Here is a 15512-nt window from a genome sequence, read left to right as displayed (position 1 = left end):
AGCCCGGCAAAAACTACGCGCCGCGCGCCCGATCAGAGTGAAATTGCGACACAAACAGCTGGAAACGCCCTTCGCTAATGGCTTCCCGCATTTCGCGCATCAGATCCAGGTAATAGTGCAAGTTATGAATCGTATTCAAACGCGCACCGAGAATTTCGCCGGTTCGATGTAAATGATGCAAGTAAGCGCGCGAAAAGTTGCGGCATGCGTAACAGCCACAGGTTTCATCCAGCGGCTGCTTATCATCTTTATAACGCGCATTCTTGATTTTGATGTCGCCAAAACGCGTGAACAGCCAGCCATTGCGCGCATTACGCGTCGGCATTACGCAATCAAACATATCGATGCCGTTGGACACGCCCTGTACCAGATCTTCCGGCGTACCGACGCCCATCAAATAATGCGGCTTGTTGGCTGGCAAGCGCGGACCGACGTGCTCCAGCACGCGCAGCATGTCTTCCTTCGGTTCGCCGACTGACAGACCGCCGATCGCAACGCCGTGGAAGTCGATCTCTTCCAAACCCGCCAAAGATTCGTCACGCAGATGCTCGAACATGCCACCCTGCACAATGCCAAACAAGGCATTCGGATTTTCTTCGCGATTGAATTCATAGAGTGAACGCTTGGCCCAACGCAAGGACATGCGCATCGACTTCGCCGCTTCATCCGCCGTTGCCGGACGACCATCGATTTCATACGGTGTGCATTCATCGAACTGCATCACGATGTCTGAATTCAACACGCGTTGAATCTGCATCGACACTTCCGGCGACAGGAATAATTTATCGCCATTGATAGGCGAAGAAAAATGCACGCCCTCTTCCGTAATCTTGCGCATTTCGCCGAGCGAAAATACCTGGAAACCACCTGAGTCAGTCAGGATAGGTTTGTCCCAACCCATGAACTCATGCAGGCCGCCGAACTTGGCAACGATGTCGTTCCCTGGACGCAGCCACAGATGGAAGGTATTACCGAGAATGATTTGTGCATCGATCTCTTTCAATTCCAGCGGCGACATCGCCTTGACCGAACCGTAAGTGCCAACCGGCATGAAGATCGGCGTTTCGATCACGCCATGATTGACGGTCAGCTGGCCGCGTCGCGCTTTGCCATCGGTATTAAGTAATTTGAAATTCAGCATGGTGGCATTCTGGTTAAAAACATCGCATCGCCGTAACTGAAGAAGCGATAGCGTTGTGAAATGGCGTGTTGATAGGCGGCGCGGATTACATCGTACCCGGCAAAGGCCGAGACCAGCATCAACAGCGTGGATTTTGGCAAATGGAAATTGGTAATCAGGCGCGTCACTGTTTTGAATGTGTAGCCGGGCGTGATGAACAAACGCGTATCGGCGCTGCCTGCTTGCAGATTGCCGCTTTGCGATGCCGATTCCAGAGCACGCATGCTGGTGGTGCCGACTGCCACAACATTGTGACCCGCAGCTTGCGTCGCACGAACAGCGTCGACCGTTTCTTGCGAGATGGTGTACCACTCGCTATGCATATTGTGCTCGGCCAAATTTTCATTACGCACAGGCTGAAAAGTACCTGCGCCTACATGCAAAGTCACATACGCAAACTGCACGCCTTTGGCCTTCAAGGTATCGAGCAAGGCTTGATCGAAATGCAAACCCGCAGTTGGTGCTGCAACCGCGCCCGGCGTTTTGGCGTACACAGTTTGATAACGTGTCTCGTCATACGAATCGGCGGCATGCTCGATATACGGCGGCAACGGCAAACGGCCGTGCGCTTCTATCAATTCAAATACATCACCGGGAAATTGCAACTCGTAGAATTCACCAGCGCGTTCACCGACGATCACATCGAAGGCATCGGCTAAACGAATTTTCATTCCCGGCAGGGGCGATTTCGATGCGCGTATTTGCGCATGCACATGACGTGAGTCAATCACGCGCTCAACTAACACTTCAACCTTGCCGCCGGTTTCCTTGACACCAAAGAAACGCGCCTTCAAAACACGCGTGTCATTAAACACCAGCAGATCGCCAGGACTGAGCAAATCAACGATATCGGAAAAGGCGCGGTCCACTATCTTCTCTGGAGCTGGCGCTACATGCAGCAAACGCGAAGCGCTACGCTCAGCCAAAGGCGTTTGCGCAATCAATTCTTGCGGTAATTCGAAATCAAAATCGGAAAGGGTATACATGCGGCTAATAATTAAATTGAAAACATCGTGAAGACATCGGTTTTACTGTCCGAGGTGTGACGCAGACAAATTTAATCTGTTTGTATGCAATCGCGCGGCAGAACTGCTATGGTTGCAAAGCTTGCCGAATCGGCACCTTCATGTGAAGCATCGCCAGACATGAAGTCTTCGCAAAACCCGCTATTTTACGCCCTGCCGCCCATTTTCGGCCCGATATGCCTGTACCAAAGAAAAAGCCCGCATCTGTTGCCAAAAAAACTGCAAAATCGACGAAGTCGGCGGCACCCACACGCGCGGAAAAAATCGATGACAAGCTGATCAAACTCGGATTGCGTTCCGACATGGACAAGGTATTGCATTTGCCCTTGCGCTATGAAGATGAAACCGAGATCAAGAGCATCAGCGAAGCCGGTTTCATCTTCGGCCGTGCTGTGCAGGTGGAAGGCGTCGTCACCTCATGCGAAGTCGCCTTCCGTCCACGCCGCCAATTGGTGGTGACGATTTCGGATGAGTCCGGCCAACTCGTGATGCGTTTCCTGAATTTTTACGGCAGCCAGATCAAGCAAATGGCCGAAGGCAATCGTGTACGTGCACGCGGCGAAGTGCGACACGGCTTCTTCGGCGCAGAGATGGTGCATCCATCGTACAAGATGGTGATAGAAGGTGCGCCGCTGCCATCGGCTTTGACGCCAGTTTATCCAGCAGGCGAAGGCTTGTCGCAAACCGTGCTGCGCAAAACCATCATCGATGCAATGGCGCGCATAGCATGGCGCGATACTTTGTCAGAACAATTACGCACTTCGCTTGAGCTGATGCAGTTCGAGCCGGCCGTTCGCATGCTGCACAATCCGCCGCCAGATACAGACGAAAGTGCATTGGCCGATCGTTCGCATGCTGCGTGGGTGCGCATGAAGTTCGATGAATTGCTGGCACAGCAATTGTCGATGAAGCGCGCACAAATCGCGCGCCGCGAAAAAGGTGCGGCGGTATTGCCTACCATTGGTAAATTATCCAAGGCGTTCTTGAAGCAGTTACCGTTTTCACTGACAGGTGCGCAGCAACGCGTGCTGGAAGAAATCCGCGCTGACCTGAAGCAATCATTCCCTATGCAACGTCTGCTGCAAGGCGACGTCGGCAGCGGCAAAACAGTGGTTGCCGCCATCGCCGCTGCGCAAGCTATCGACAGCGGTTTTCAAGCGGTGTTGATGGCGCCTACCGAAATTTTGGCAGACCAGCATTTCCGCAAGATTGCAGGCTGGATGGAACCTCTCGGCGTCAACGTTGCATGGCTGACCGGCAGTCTGAAGAAGAAAGAAAAACTGGAAGCCAAGGCGCGTATCGAATCAGGTGAAGCGCAACTAATCATCGGCACGCATGCATTGATCCAAGAAGACGTACTGTTTTCAAAACTCGGCTTGGTCATCGTTGATGAACAACATCGCTTCGGCGTCGGCCAGCGTCTCGTCTTACGTAACAAAGGTTTGGACAACAACCTCGCATTAAAAAATCAAAAAATCCCGCATCAACTGATGATGTCGGCGACACCGATTCCACGCACATTGGCGATGACTTACTACGCCGATCTGGAAGTGTCCGTCATCGACGAACTACCGCCAGGCCGCACACCTATCGTCACCCGCGTGATCGATCAAAACCGGCGCGATGAAGTGATAGAGCGCGTGCACGCGGCCGCGCTGGAAGGCCGGCAAGTGTATTGGGTCTGTCCCTTGATTGAAGAATCAGAAGCGCTGCAATTGCAAACCGCCACCGACACCCACCAAACTTTGGTTGAAGCATTGCCCGACTTGCAGGTTGGCTTGGTGCACGGCCGAATGAAGTCGGCAGAAAAGCAAGATGTGATGGACGCTTTCACAAGGGGTGAAATCAATGTTTTGGTTGCCACCACCGTCATCGAAGTCGGCGTCGATGTCCCGAACGCATCGCTGATGGTGATCGAACATGCTGAACGCTTCGGCCTGTCGCAATTGCATCAATTACGCGGACGTGTTGGACGCGGCTCGGCCGCCAGTGTTTGCCTGTTGCTGTATCAAGGACCGCTGGGGATGATTGCCAAACAACGACTGCGCATCATGCGCGAATCGACAGACGGTTTTGAAATTGCGCGCAAGGATCTGGAAATACGCGGCCCCGGCGAATTCCTGGGCGCACGTCAATCCGGTCAAGCCATGTTGCGTTTTGCCGATCTGGAAACCGATCAATGGCTGGTTGATAAAGCACGCGATGTCGCACAAACTTTATTACGAGATGATCCTGCAACTGTAGAAGCGCATCTCGCCCGATGGCTGGGCGCGCGCGAAGATTACCTGAAAGTGTAGTCAGGCTAGCGGGTATAGAATGGGCAATCCAGTTCGCCGCTTACTTCAGTATCACTGAAAAAAACATGACACTCACCGAACTCAAATACATCGTCGCCGTCGCACGCGAAAAACACTTTGGCCATGCGGCCGAAGCCTGCTTCGTCGCACAACCGACCTTATCCGTCGCCATCAAAAAACTGGAAGACGAATTGGGCGTGACGCTATTCGAACGTGGCGGCAGCGAAATTTCGATGACACCGTTAGGCGTGCTAATCGTTGCGCAAGCTGAGCGTGTGCTTGAACAAACCGCCGCCATCAAGGAAATCGCCAAACAAAATAAAGACCCACTGGTCGGACCTTTCCGCCTCGGCATCATTTACACCATCGCGCCTTATTTATTGCCGCCGCTGGTGAAAGCGATGATAGATCGCGTACCGCAAATGCCACTGGTGCTGCAGGAAAATTTCACCGTCAAATTGCTGGAGCAATTGCGGCAAGGTGAAATCGACGCTGCGATTGTTGCCCTGCCTTTCCCCGATCAAGGCTTGCTAGTACAACCGGTGTACGACGAACCATTTGTCGTCGCGGTACCCAAGCTGCATCCGTGGGCTGAACGGAAAAGTGTCTCGACCGACGATTTGAAATCGGAAACCATGCTCTTGCTCGGCAATGGCCATTGCTTCCGCGATCAAGTGCTGGAAGTCTGTCCAGAAATGTCGCGCTTCTCGACCAGCGGCGATGGCATCGCACGCACCTTCGAAGGTTCATCACTGGAAACCATACGCCACATGGTCGCATCAGGCATCGGCATTACCGTCTTGCCGCAAGCATCGGTGCCAGACATGAATGCGACGGACGGCATGCTGCGTTACATCCCGTTTGTGCAACCAGGTCCATCACGCCGCGTGGTGCTGGTATGGCGTAAAAGTTTTACGCGTGGCGTTGCGATAGAGGCGGTGAGACAAGCATTGTTGTCTTGCGAATTGCCTGGCGTGACGATGCTGCCGAATGAGCCATCGTCGGAAGCGTGATGCGCTTCAGCATAGCCATCACTGCCGTAGAACCAAACCATTAACAGCGTCACACAATGAATCGCCTTCAACTGTATTTCCGCCTGATCCGCCTCGATAAACCTATCGGTATATTGCTGCTACTTTGGCCCACCTTGTGGGCATTGTGGTTCGCCTCGGATGGCAAGCCGGATTGGGCATTGGTCGCCATCTTCACATTAGGTACTGTGCTGATGCGCTCGGCTGGTTGCGCCATCAATGATTACGCAGATCGCGATTTTGACAAGCATGTACAACGCACAGTCGACAGGCCGATCACCAGCGGCAAGATCAAACCCAAGGAAGCGCTACTCGTTGCATTGGTGCTGACCTTGATCGCGTTTGCATTGATCCTGCCGCTGAATACATTGACTAAACAGTTGTCGATTGCGGCGGTGATTATTGCTGCCAGCTATCCCTACTTCAAACGATTTTTTGCAATTCCGCAAGCGTATCTCGGGATTGCATTTGGCTTCGGCATCCCTATGGGATTTGCGGCAGTGCAAGGCGCTATTCCCGCTGCCGCATGGTGGTTGCTGGTCGCGAATATTTTCTGGGCGGTCGCTTACGATACTGAATATGCGATGGTGGATAGAGAAGACGATTTGAAGATAGGCATGAAAACATCTGCCATTACTTTCGGCCGATACGATGTCGCAGCAGTGATGTTTTGTTATGCGGCGACCTTGCTCATTATCTTTATCGTCGGCTGGCAATTCGGCTTGCGTGCGTGGTTTGTTGCAGGCTTGTTAATCGCCGGTGCTTGCGCAATTTATCACTACACCTTGATACGCGATCGTGAACGCAGCGGATGCTTTGCTGCATTCCGACATAACAATTGGCTAGGCGCGGCAATCTTCGGCGGCGTCGCACTCGATTATTTGTTGCGCTAAAATTTAAGCTGCAATTCCGACACTATGTCAGCGCCTCAAACCATAACGAATCCGGAAGTCGATCCCAAGGTCAAACGATATCTGCCTTGGGTAGTCGCCATCGCGCTCTTCATGGAGCAGCTCGATTCGACCATCATCAACACCGCAATTCCTTCGATGGCGGCCAGCCTCAACGTCACACCCTTGAGTTTGAAAGCGGTCGTCAGCGGCTACATTTTGAGCCTGGCTGTTTCGATCCCTATCAGCGGCTGGATGGCAGATCGCTTTGGCACCAGACGAGTCTTCGCCACCGCCGTCGGCTTGTTCACGTTTTCTTCCATTCTGTGTGGTTTGTCCTTCAACGTGCCAATGCTGATTGCGGCGCGCATGTTGCAGGGATTCAGCGCCGCGATGATGATGCCGGTTGGCCGCCTGACGGTCATACGCACTTTTCCAAAATCGGAATTACTGGCAGCGATGAACTTCGTCATCATTCCTGCATTGATAGGTCCTTTGCTCGGTCCGACCATAGGTGGGCTGATTGTGTATTGGTTGCCGTGGCAGGCGATTTTTTTTGTGAACGTACCGATAGGATTGATCGCGCAATGGTTGATCCATAAACACATGCCTGACTATCGATCAGATGTGCCGCGACCGCTGGATGTGATCGGCTTCGCACTATTCGGATCGGGAGTTGCCTTGCTATCGTGGATACTGGAAATCTTCGGCGAACACTATCTCGATACCACGTCGACCGCGATCCTGTTCCTGCTATCGCTGGGTCTGCTGGCGGCTTATGTCTTGCACGCGCGACATGCAATTTATCCGCTACTGCAACTTGCGCTGTTTAAAACGCGGACCTTCCGCATCTCTGTTGCAGGCGGTTTTATCACGCGCTTGGGTGTAGGCGGTTTGCCTTTCCTGTTGCCACTGCTTTACCAAATTGGTTTGGGTCTGCCTGCATGGCAATCCGGCTTGCTGCTGATGCCAACAGCCGCCGCCGCAATGGTGATGAAGTTGATCTCCGTCAGAGTCTTGCGACGCTTCGGCTATCGCAAGGTATTGATCGTGAATACAGTGATGATAGGTATCACCATCTGCATGTTTTCCATCATCACGCCAAGCACGCCGATCTGGGCAATTTTGTTGCTGGCACTGTCGCAAGGATTTTTCAATTCGTTGCAGTTTTCCAGCATGAATTCGATGGCTTATGCGGATATCAAGGCAGAGGATTCCAGCATGGCCAGTACCATCGCCAGCTCGATGCAACAGATGTCCATGAGTTTTGGATTAGCCTTTGGCTCGATTATCGCAGCCTGGTATCTTGGTGATCTGCCGCAGTCTGATCGCACGGCGGTCATCAGCGCACTGCATCACGCTTTTCTGACGCTGGGTGGATTAACAGTTCTGTCGTCACTATCGTTCTGGACACTGCGCGCTAATGATGGCGAAGCAGTCAGCAAGGGAATAGTTGTACAAAAAGTGGCAGAAGTCACAGGCACAAATACGCCACCTGTGTAACCTACTCCAACTGATTCAATCACAAAAAGATGTGCGATTAACGGAAAGTGAAAATGCAAATGACATCCGACCTATCTTTTAGCGACACATCTGAATGCGTATTGGTGACCGGAGCAAGTGGTTTTATTGGCAGTTTGCTGGTAAAAGCTTTAGTCAAAAATCGCCAGCGCGTCATCGTACTCACCCGACATCCAGAAAAAGCCGCACTGCAGTTTGATAAAAATGTCAGCTGCATCGCGAACATGAACGGGCTGTCGACAGAACAACAGATAGACGTCGTCGTCAACCTTGCTGGTGCTCGTATACTCGGATGGCGCTGGACTGCTGCGCGCAAAGAAGTACTGCGTCAAAGTCGCATAGATACGACAAAAAATGTCATAGCCTGGATTGCACGAGCGACTCACAAACCCAGACTTTTTCTATCCGCATCGGCAATCGGTTATTACGGCATCCAAGCCAAAGGCGATGCAGGCTTGTTGAAAGAAGACAGTGCACCGCAAGCGATATTCATGTCACAGCTTTGTCAGGAATGGGAAGCTGCCGCGCAGGCCGCAACGCAATATGGCGTGAAAGTAATCTGCATGCGCTTCGGGCTGGTGTTGGGAAAAGGAGGCGCATTGCCGATGATGTTGCTGCCGATACGAATGGGCGTGGGCGGGCGTCTCGGCGATGGTCAGCAATGGCTGTCGTGGATACATGTGGAAGATCTGCTGCGTGGCATCGCGCATCTCTGGCAAAGTAACGCCACGGATGCAATCGAGACATATAACTTCACTGCGCCACAAACAGTTACGCAAGAAGTCTTCAGCCAAACAGCGGCAAGAGTTCTGCATAGGCCATCTATTTTTCCAACACCTGCGATCTTGATGCAACTGCTACTGGGTGAACAGGCAGATTTACTGCTTGAAGGTCAACGCGTGACACCAGCAGGACTGCAAGCAAGTGGCTTTGAATTTGTTTATCCCGACTTGCAAAGTGCGCTCGAAAATCTGACGCAGGCAAACAAAAATAATCCTGAATAAGTTAGGTGACTGTAAATCACCCATCGCCAAAGATTTAATAAAATTACATCACCGTCCCATCGCTGCGGGCAAAGCTAGCCGATACATCTGGTAACACGCCTTACTTTTCAGCGCTGGTTTCCCGATTCAACTTCGCATTTAATGAACTTATCGTTCAGGCAAATTGATGAGCCAATCTTGGCGACGAAAACAAGCATCAAATTTTGCAACTGAACATCTGAACAACACAGCAAGGAGTAAATATGAACAACAAAATATTAGCTACCGCGATGATGGCAATCTTCATGACTGCAGGTAGTGCTGCGTTTGCAGACAACGATTATCACAGAAATGATAGAGGCGGCAACTCGCACAGCCAACGTGATCGCGGCCATGGTCACGACAACGATAGGCATGATAATCGCGGCAACAAGCATTCCTCGCATCATGACAATGGTCGCCATAATGGACGCGGTGCGGGTCCGCATCATAATTACTACAAAGGTGGTTATGTCTCGCGTGAGTATCGCCAGCGCCAATACGTAGTGAATGACTGGCATGGTCGTCATTTGCATGCGCCGCCGCGTGGATATCAATGGGTGCAAACCGGACCGGACTATGTGTTGATTGCGATATCAACCGGCCTCATCGCGCAGATTGTTCTCAGTAACTAATGAGACGCTAATTTGGTGCGCATGAAGTGAGGTAAAACTTGCTTCGCTGGCCGAATGTCTTGACGGACATTCGGCCAGTATTTATTTGGACGCTTCAATCCCGCCCGAACTCTTCACCCAACGCTTGTCCACGCGCCGCTGCTGCTTTCATCGCAGTGATGATGGATTGCTTGACGCCGTTTTCTTCCATGCTGGTCAATGCGGCGTAAGTGGTGCCGCCTTTGGAAGTGACGCGTTCGCGCAATACCGAAATTGGATCAGCCGACTGCGCCGCCAATTGTGCCGCGCCTACAAAAGTAGAAATCGCCAAGGCATTACCCTGCTCTGCGGTCAGGCCCATTTCTTGAGCGGCTTGTTGCATCGCTTCGATAAAATAAAACACATAGGCTGGACCGCTACCGGATACGGCCGTCACCGAGTCGATCAGTTTTTCGTCATCCAGCCAGACTGTGTCGCCGACTGCCGACATGATTGCATCCGCTGCTGCTCGTTGCTCGGTGCTGACACCTGCACTCGCCACCATGCCAGTCACTCCTTTACCGATCAGCGCTGGCGTATTCGGCATCGTGCGTACGATAGCGTTATGCCCTCCCAACCAGCGTGACAAATCAACTGCGCGAATACCGGCAGCAATCGACAACACCAATTGCGCTTTAACGTGCGGCAGCAATTGCGCAACCACGTCTTTCATCTGCTGCGGTTTGACTGCCAGCACAATCACATCACTCGCGACAACCGCAGCGTCGATTTGCGCAGCGGTGGTCACGCCAAACTGTTGCTGTAATTTTGTCAGTGACTCGGTGTTTATATCGACGACATGGATATTGTTCGCAGCAGTCAATTTACCTGCCAAACCGCCGATCAAAGCCGCTGCCATATTGCCGCCACCGACGAAGGTGATTTTCAAATTATTTTGCATATTCCCTAGTTCCAAAAATGGCGGAACCTATCCGCACGATTGTTGCGCCCTCGGCGATGGCGGCCGTCATGTCAGCCGACATCCCCATGGACAAAGTATCCAGTTCCAAACCGGCCGCGCATAACTGATCGAACAAAGCATGCAATTGCCGGAACGGTGCCCTTTGTTGTTCCTCATCACCTGCCGCTTCGGGGATTGCCATCAAGCCGCGCAGACGTAATCGCGGCAAAACAGAAATCGCTTTGGCCACTGCCAACGCATCAGCTGGCAGCACGCCACTTTTGCTGGCTTCACCGCTGATATTGACTTGCAGGCAGATATTCAAGGGCGGCAAATCATCCGGTCTTTGTTCGGATAAGCGTTGCGCGATTTTTTCTCTATCGACCGAATGTACCCAGTCAAAATTTTCCGCAATTGGTCGCGTCTTGTTGCTCTGGATGGGCCCGATAAAGTGCCATTCCAGCGCCAAATCGGTGCGCGTAGTGCGGATAGTGTTTATTTTATCCAACGCTTCTTGCAGATAATTTTCGCCAAAAGCGGTCTGCCCAGCCTCGGCCGCTACGATCACTGCATCAGCGTCGAAGGTCTTGGATACCGCCAGCAGGTCAATGCCGTGGACGTCGCGTTGCGCGCTGTCCGCAGCGTCGGTAATCCGCTGACGCACAGCTTGCAAGTTTTGGCGTATTACAGACATAATCAAAGTTCTTTAAGGCATTATTTAACATTCGCAATACTTTCAGTACCGCGATCGCTTGTCGGATGGTTTTGCTCTACCTTTTGCAGCACCTCTTGCTACACCTTTACTTTGCAGGCTCAGGGATTATAAATGGACATTTCAGAACTACTCGCGTTCTCGGTCAAGAATAAAGCTTCGGATTTACATTTATCAGCTGGCCTGCCGCCTATGATCCGCGTGCACGGTGACGTACGCCGCATCAATTTGCCGCCGCTGGAGCACAAAGATGTGCACGGCATGATCTATGACATCATGAATGATGGCCAGCGCAAAGCGTATGAAGAAAATCTCGAGATCGATTTTTCTTTCGCGATCCCTGGTCTGGCGCGCTTCCGCGTCAATGCATTCAACCAGGACCGTGGCGCCGCTGCCGTGCTGCGTACCATTCCTTCCAAGATCCTGAGTCTGGAGGATTTGAATGCGCCTAAGATTTTCGCCGAACTGTCTTTAAAACCGCGCGGCCTGGTGCTGGTCACTGGCCCTACCGGCTCCGGCAAATCGACCACGCTGGCAGCGATGGTGAATCACGTTAATGAAAACGAATACGCGCACATTCTGACGATCGAAGATCCTATCGAATTCGTGCACGATTCGAAAAAGTGCCTGATCAATCAACGCGAAGTCGGTCCGCATACACACTCTTTCAGCAACGCTCTGCGTTCAGCGCTGCGCGAAGATCCAGACGTCGTACTGGTCGGCGAGTTGCGCGATCTGGAAACCATCCGCTTGGCATTGTCCGCTGCGGAAACCGGTCATTTGGTATTCGGCACTCTGCATACATCTTCCGCCGCAAAAACCATCGATCGTATTATTGACGTTTTCCCAGGCGATGAAAAAGAAATGGTACGCGCGATGTTGTCCGAATCGCTGCAAGCCGTCATCTCGCAAACTTTGTTGAAAACGAAAGATGGCAGCGGCCGTATCGCCGCACATGAAATCATGCTCGGCACGCCGGCGATTCGTAACTTGATTCGTGAAGCGAAGATCGCGCAGATGTACTCAGCGATCCAGACCGGCTCCAACGTCGGCATGCAAACGCTGGACAGCAATCTGACTGAGTTGGTGAAGCGCAATGTCATTTCGAATGCAGCGGCACGTTCTGCAGCGAAGACGCCTGACAACTTCCCGGGCTAAGTTTTTAACCAATTCAAAATCATTTTCTGAATATTCGGCATGGCGCAATTAGTCATGTCGTCAAATTCTTGAACCAAGGAAGATCATGGAACGCGATCAGGCTACCAAATTCATGTACGACTTGCTGCGCCTGATGCTCAGCAAGAACGGCTCCGATCTTTTTATCACGGCTGATTTTCCGCCTGCGTTCAAGATCGACGGCAAGATGACGCAAGTGTCGAATCAACCGCTGAATGCCACGCATACCGTCGAGCTGGCGCGCGCGATCATGGGCGACAAGCAAGCGGCAGAATTTGAAGCGACTAAAGAATCCAACTTCGCCATCAGTCCGGGCGGCATCGGCCGCTTCCGCGTCTCGGCTTTTGTGCAGCAAGGTAAAGTCGGCATGGTGCTGCGTACCATCACCACTGCGATTCCAAAAATTGAAGATCTGGGTGTGCCAGATACCTTGAAAGATATCGTGATGACCAAGCGCGGCCTGGTCATCATGGTCGGCGCGACCGGTTCAGGCAAGTCGACTACGCTGGCGGCGATGCTAGGTTATCGCAACGAGAACAGCTACGGTCACATCATCACGATTGAAGATCCGGTCGAGTACGTACATCCACATAAAAATTGCGTCATCACGCAACGCGAAATCGGCATCGATACCGACGGTTGGGGTATCGCGCTGAAGAACACTTTGCGTCAAGCACCGGATGTGATTTTCATCGGTGAAATCCGCGATCGTGAAACCATGGATTACGCGATCGCCTTTGCAGAAACAGGCCATTTGTGTCTGGCCACCATGCACGCCAACAGTTCGAATCAGGCGCTGGACCGCATCGTCAACTTCTTCCCTGAAGAACGTCGTCAGCAATTGCTGATGGATCTTTCACTGAATTTGAAAGCGATGATTTCGCAACGCTTGATTCCTTTGAAAGATACCAAAGGTCGCTGTGTCGCGGTTGAGATCATGCTGAACTCACCGCTGATTTCTGATTTGATCTTCAAGGGCGACGTCCATGAAATCAAGGAGATCATGAAGAAGTCGCGCGAACTCGGCATGCAGACTTTCGATCAAGCGCTGTTCGATTTGTATGAAGCTGGCAAGATCACTTACGAAGATGCGTTGCGCAATGCCGATTCAGTCAATGATCTGCGCCTGTCGATCAAACTGCACGGCAAAGATGCGCAAACCCGCGATCTGAGCAAAGGTACTGAACATTTGGGTATTGTTTAAAGATGAGTGCCGCGATGAAAGCGCCCGACGCCTACGGCTTCCAGGCCACCAGCCTGACCGGCGCAGCGATTGATCTTGCACAGTATCGTGGCAAGGTCTTGTTGATCGTCAATACCGCGAGCCAATGCGCATTCACTTCGCAATACAAAGCACTGGAAGAAGTCTATAAAAAATTGAATGGCGCAGGCTTGGAAGTGCTGGGATTTCCCTGCGATCAATTCGGGAATCAAGAACCCGGCAATGAAGAAGAGATAGGCGAATTCTGCGAACGCAATTACGGCGTGACCTTTCCACTTTTTACCAAAATAGATGTGAACGGCGAACGTGCCGCACCACTGTTCAAGTACTTGAAGCATGCGGCACCCGGCTTGCTGGGTAGCGAAATGATCAAATGGAATTTCACTAAATTTTTGGTCAAGAAAGACGGCACAGTTTACAAACGCTATGCGCCACAAACCAATCCACAAAGTTTGCTCAGCGATATCAACAAGCTACTGGCTGAGTAAGCGACCGGCGAATGGAATCTTGAATAAAAAACGCCGGCATTGCCGGCGTTTTTTATTCAGTGCTTATTAAGACTTGATCAATGTGCGGTGCTCAAAGCCTTGTCGATCAACTCTATCCAGTGCTTGACCGGTGTATCGGTTCCAGACTGTATATGCGTCAGGCAACCAATATTTGCAGAGACGATCATGTCCGGTTTGGTCGCTTCCAGATGTGCGACTTTCTTGTCACGCAACTGATACGACAACTCTGGTTGCAATACCGAATAAGTCCCGGCTGAACCGCAGCACAAATGGCTGTCTGCACACAGTTGCACATCAACGCCAACTGCACGCAATACGCCTTCAACCTTGCCGCGTATCTGCTGCCCATGCTGCAATGTGCATGGCGGATGATAGGCGACGCGCTTGCTGATTTTTCCGTTCAACTTGCTTTGCAATTCAGCTTCGAACGCTGGCAAGATTTCACTTAAATCTTTCGTCAACGCAGAAATCTGTAATGCTTTTTCTGCGTAAGCCGCATCGTGCGCCAACAAATGTCCGTAATCTTTTACTGTCGTACCACAGCCCGATGCGGTCATCACAATCGCTTCTGCGCCAGCTTGTACCAGCGGCCACCATGCATCGATATTGCGACGCATATCATTCAAGGCACCATCATGATCATTCAAGTGATGACGAATCGCGCCACAGCAACCTGCCTTGGGCGCAACCACCAATTGCACACCAAGCGCGTCGAATACGCGTGCAGTGGCTGCATTGATATTTGGCGACATAGTCGGTTGCACACAACCATCCAGCAACAGCATTTTTCGCGCATGTTGATGCGTCGGCCATACGCCGGCGTCTTCCTTGCGCGGCACTTTATTTTGCAATGATTTTGGCAGCAAAGGACGCACCATCTGTCCGGCTTTCATTGCGGGCGTGAACAACCATTTACGCGGTAGAACTTCTCGCAATGCCACGCGTTTTAAATTCGTTGCAAACGAATAAGGCACCTGGTCCTCCACCACTTTGCGGCCGATATCGATCAGGCGTCCGTACTGCACGCCGGATGGACAAGTGGTTTCGCAATTGCGGCAAGTCAGGCAACGATCCAGATGCAATTGTGTTTTTGCCGTTGGTTTCTTGCCTTCCAATACTTGCTTGATCAAATAAATACGGCCGCGCGGGCCATCAAGCTCATCGCCTAGCAACTGATAGGTCGGGCAGGTTGCCGTACAAAATCCGCAATGGACGCAGCTTCGCAGAATGGCATCTGCCTCTTGGCCTTCGCGCGTGTCCTTAATGAAATCGGCTAAATTGGTTTGCATGGTATTTCTCTGAAAATCTTTATGGCGTTAGCATTTGCAAATCTGCGAACATTGCGCGCATCACGTCTAACGAAATGGAGCTTG

The 15512-nt window shown here is 51.8% G+C and carries 14 protein-coding genes; 9 read left to right on the top strand and 5 right to left on the bottom strand.

The features are described from left to right. Positions 1-13: 13 nt before the first annotated feature. Together tgt and queA are read right to left on the bottom strand one after the other, a co-directional pair. The gene (gene tgt / locus Q7T66_RS16720) at positions 14-1141 is read right to left on the bottom strand and encodes a tRNA guanosine(34) transglycosylase Tgt (RefSeq protein WP_304934236.1); all 1128 of its coding nucleotides are present in this window, start codon (positions 1139-1141) and stop codon (positions 14-16) included. Next, the gene (gene queA / locus Q7T66_RS16715; RefSeq protein ID WP_304934235.1) at positions 1135-2166 is read right to left on the bottom strand and encodes a tRNA preQ1(34) S-adenosylmethionine ribosyltransferase-isomerase QueA; all 1032 of its coding nucleotides are present in this window, start codon (positions 2164-2166) and stop codon (positions 1135-1137) included. The genes tgt and queA overlap by 7 nt, the downstream gene beginning before the upstream one ends. A gap of 215 nt (positions 2167-2381) precedes the next feature. Between queA and recG the strand changes: the two genes are divergently transcribed. The 6 genes from recG (at position 2382) to Q7T66_RS16685 (ending at position 9601) form a co-directional block, all read left to right on the top strand. Continuing rightward, positions 2382-4502: an ATP-dependent DNA helicase RecG gene (recG, locus tag Q7T66_RS16710; protein WP_304934234.1), complete on the top strand. Its 2121-nt coding sequence runs from the start codon at positions 2382-2384 to the stop codon at positions 4500-4502. A gap of 65 nt (positions 4503-4567) precedes the next feature. Further along, a complete protein-coding gene (locus Q7T66_RS16705; RefSeq protein WP_304934233.1) occupies positions 4568-5515 on the top strand; it encodes a LysR substrate-binding domain-containing protein in 948 nt (315 codons plus the stop codon). Between the two features lie 56 nt (positions 5516-5571). Further along, positions 5572-6426: a 4-hydroxybenzoate octaprenyltransferase gene (gene ubiA, locus Q7T66_RS16700; RefSeq protein ID WP_304934232.1), complete on the top strand. Its 855-nt coding sequence runs from the start codon at positions 5572-5574 to the stop codon at positions 6424-6426. A gap of 24 nt (positions 6427-6450) precedes the next feature. Continuing rightward, positions 6451-7926 carry a DHA2 family efflux MFS transporter permease subunit gene (locus Q7T66_RS16695; protein WP_304934231.1) on the top strand — a complete coding sequence of 492 codons (1476 nt, stop codon included), beginning with the start codon at positions 6451-6453 and terminating at the stop codon, positions 7924-7926. A 53-nt stretch (positions 7927-7979) separates the two neighbouring features. After that, positions 7980-8948, top strand: a complete 969-nt coding sequence (locus Q7T66_RS16690) for a TIGR01777 family oxidoreductase (protein ID WP_304934230.1) — start codon at positions 7980-7982, stop codon at positions 8946-8948. A gap of 242 nt (positions 8949-9190) precedes the next feature. Then, entirely contained in the window at positions 9191-9601 is a 411-nt protein-coding gene (locus Q7T66_RS16685) for an RcnB family protein (RefSeq protein ID WP_304934229.1), read from the top strand. A gap of 94 nt (positions 9602-9695) precedes the next feature. On the opposite strand, the gene proC is transcribed toward Q7T66_RS16685, so the two are convergent. Then, positions 9696-10520, bottom strand: a complete 825-nt coding sequence (proC, locus tag Q7T66_RS16680) for a pyrroline-5-carboxylate reductase (protein WP_304934228.1) — start codon at positions 10518-10520, stop codon at positions 9696-9698. After that, a complete protein-coding gene (locus tag Q7T66_RS16675; RefSeq protein ID WP_304934227.1) occupies positions 10510-11214 on the bottom strand; it encodes a YggS family pyridoxal phosphate-dependent enzyme in 705 nt (234 codons plus the stop codon). Before Q7T66_RS16675 ends, proC begins: the two co-directional genes overlap by 11 nt. 132 nt (positions 11215-11346) lie before the next feature. Here Q7T66_RS16675 and Q7T66_RS16670 point away from each other — a divergent pair, with 132 nt between their 5' ends. From Q7T66_RS16670 to Q7T66_RS16660, 3 genes are all read left to right on the top strand, one after another. Next, positions 11347-12390, top strand: a complete 1044-nt coding sequence (locus Q7T66_RS16670; RefSeq protein WP_304934226.1) for a type IV pilus twitching motility protein PilT — start codon at positions 11347-11349, stop codon at positions 12388-12390. A gap of 85 nt (positions 12391-12475) precedes the next feature. Further along, positions 12476-13612 (top strand): PilT/PilU family type 4a pilus ATPase, encoded by a 1137-nt coding sequence (locus Q7T66_RS16665; RefSeq protein WP_304934225.1) that lies wholly within the window; start codon positions 12476-12478, stop codon positions 13610-13612. A gap of 14 nt (positions 13613-13626) precedes the next feature. Continuing rightward, positions 13627-14118, top strand: coding sequence for a glutathione peroxidase (locus tag Q7T66_RS16660; RefSeq protein ID WP_304934224.1), 492 nt, complete (start codon positions 13627-13629; stop codon positions 14116-14118). Positions 14119-14195: 77 nt separating this feature from the next. Here Q7T66_RS16660 and glcF read toward each other — a convergent pair whose 3' ends face one another. Next, positions 14196-15428 (bottom strand): glycolate oxidase subunit GlcF, encoded by a 1233-nt coding sequence (gene glcF / locus Q7T66_RS16655; RefSeq protein WP_304934223.1) that lies wholly within the window; start codon positions 15426-15428, stop codon positions 14196-14198. Positions 15429-15512 lie beyond the last annotated feature (84 nt).

The sequence above is a fragment of the Herminiimonas sp. genome (genome assembly GCF_030655415.1).
This window is presented reverse-complemented; position numbering and strand designations above follow the sequence as displayed.

Excerpts from the sequence above, each read along its gene's own strand:
- tgt (WP_304934236.1), bottom strand. The coding sequence starts at position 1,141 with ATGCTGAATTTCAAATTACTTAATACCGATGGCAAAGCGCGACGCGGC.
- queA (WP_304934235.1), bottom strand. The coding sequence starts at position 2,166 with ATGTATACCCTTTCCGATTTTGATTTCGAATTACCGCAAGAATTGATT.
- recG (WP_304934234.1), top strand. The coding sequence starts at position 2,382 with ATGCCTGTACCAAAGAAAAAGCCCGCATCTGTTGCCAAAAAAACTGCA.
- Q7T66_RS16705 (WP_304934233.1), top strand. The coding sequence starts at position 4,568 with ATGACACTCACCGAACTCAAATACATCGTCGCCGTCGCACGCGAAAAA.
- ubiA (WP_304934232.1), top strand. The coding sequence starts at position 5,572 with ATGAATCGCCTTCAACTGTATTTCCGCCTGATCCGCCTCGATAAACCT.
- Q7T66_RS16695 (WP_304934231.1), top strand. The coding sequence starts at position 6,451 with ATGTCAGCGCCTCAAACCATAACGAATCCGGAAGTCGATCCCAAGGTC.
- Q7T66_RS16690 (WP_304934230.1), top strand. The coding sequence starts at position 7,980 with ATGCAAATGACATCCGACCTATCTTTTAGCGACACATCTGAATGCGTA.
- Q7T66_RS16685 (WP_304934229.1), top strand. The coding sequence starts at position 9,191 with ATGAACAACAAAATATTAGCTACCGCGATGATGGCAATCTTCATGACT.
- proC (WP_304934228.1), bottom strand. The coding sequence starts at position 10,520 with ATGCAAAATAATTTGAAAATCACCTTCGTCGGTGGCGGCAATATGGCA.
- Q7T66_RS16675 (WP_304934227.1), bottom strand. The coding sequence starts at position 11,214 with ATGTCTGTAATACGCCAAAACTTGCAAGCTGTGCGTCAGCGGATTACC.
- Q7T66_RS16670 (WP_304934226.1), top strand. The coding sequence starts at position 11,347 with ATGGACATTTCAGAACTACTCGCGTTCTCGGTCAAGAATAAAGCTTCG.
- Q7T66_RS16665 (WP_304934225.1), top strand. The coding sequence starts at position 12,476 with ATGGAACGCGATCAGGCTACCAAATTCATGTACGACTTGCTGCGCCTG.
- Q7T66_RS16660 (WP_304934224.1), top strand. The coding sequence starts at position 13,627 with ATGAAAGCGCCCGACGCCTACGGCTTCCAGGCCACCAGCCTGACCGGC.
- glcF (WP_304934223.1), bottom strand. The coding sequence starts at position 15,428 with ATGCAAACCAATTTAGCCGATTTCATTAAGGACACGCGCGAAGGCCAA.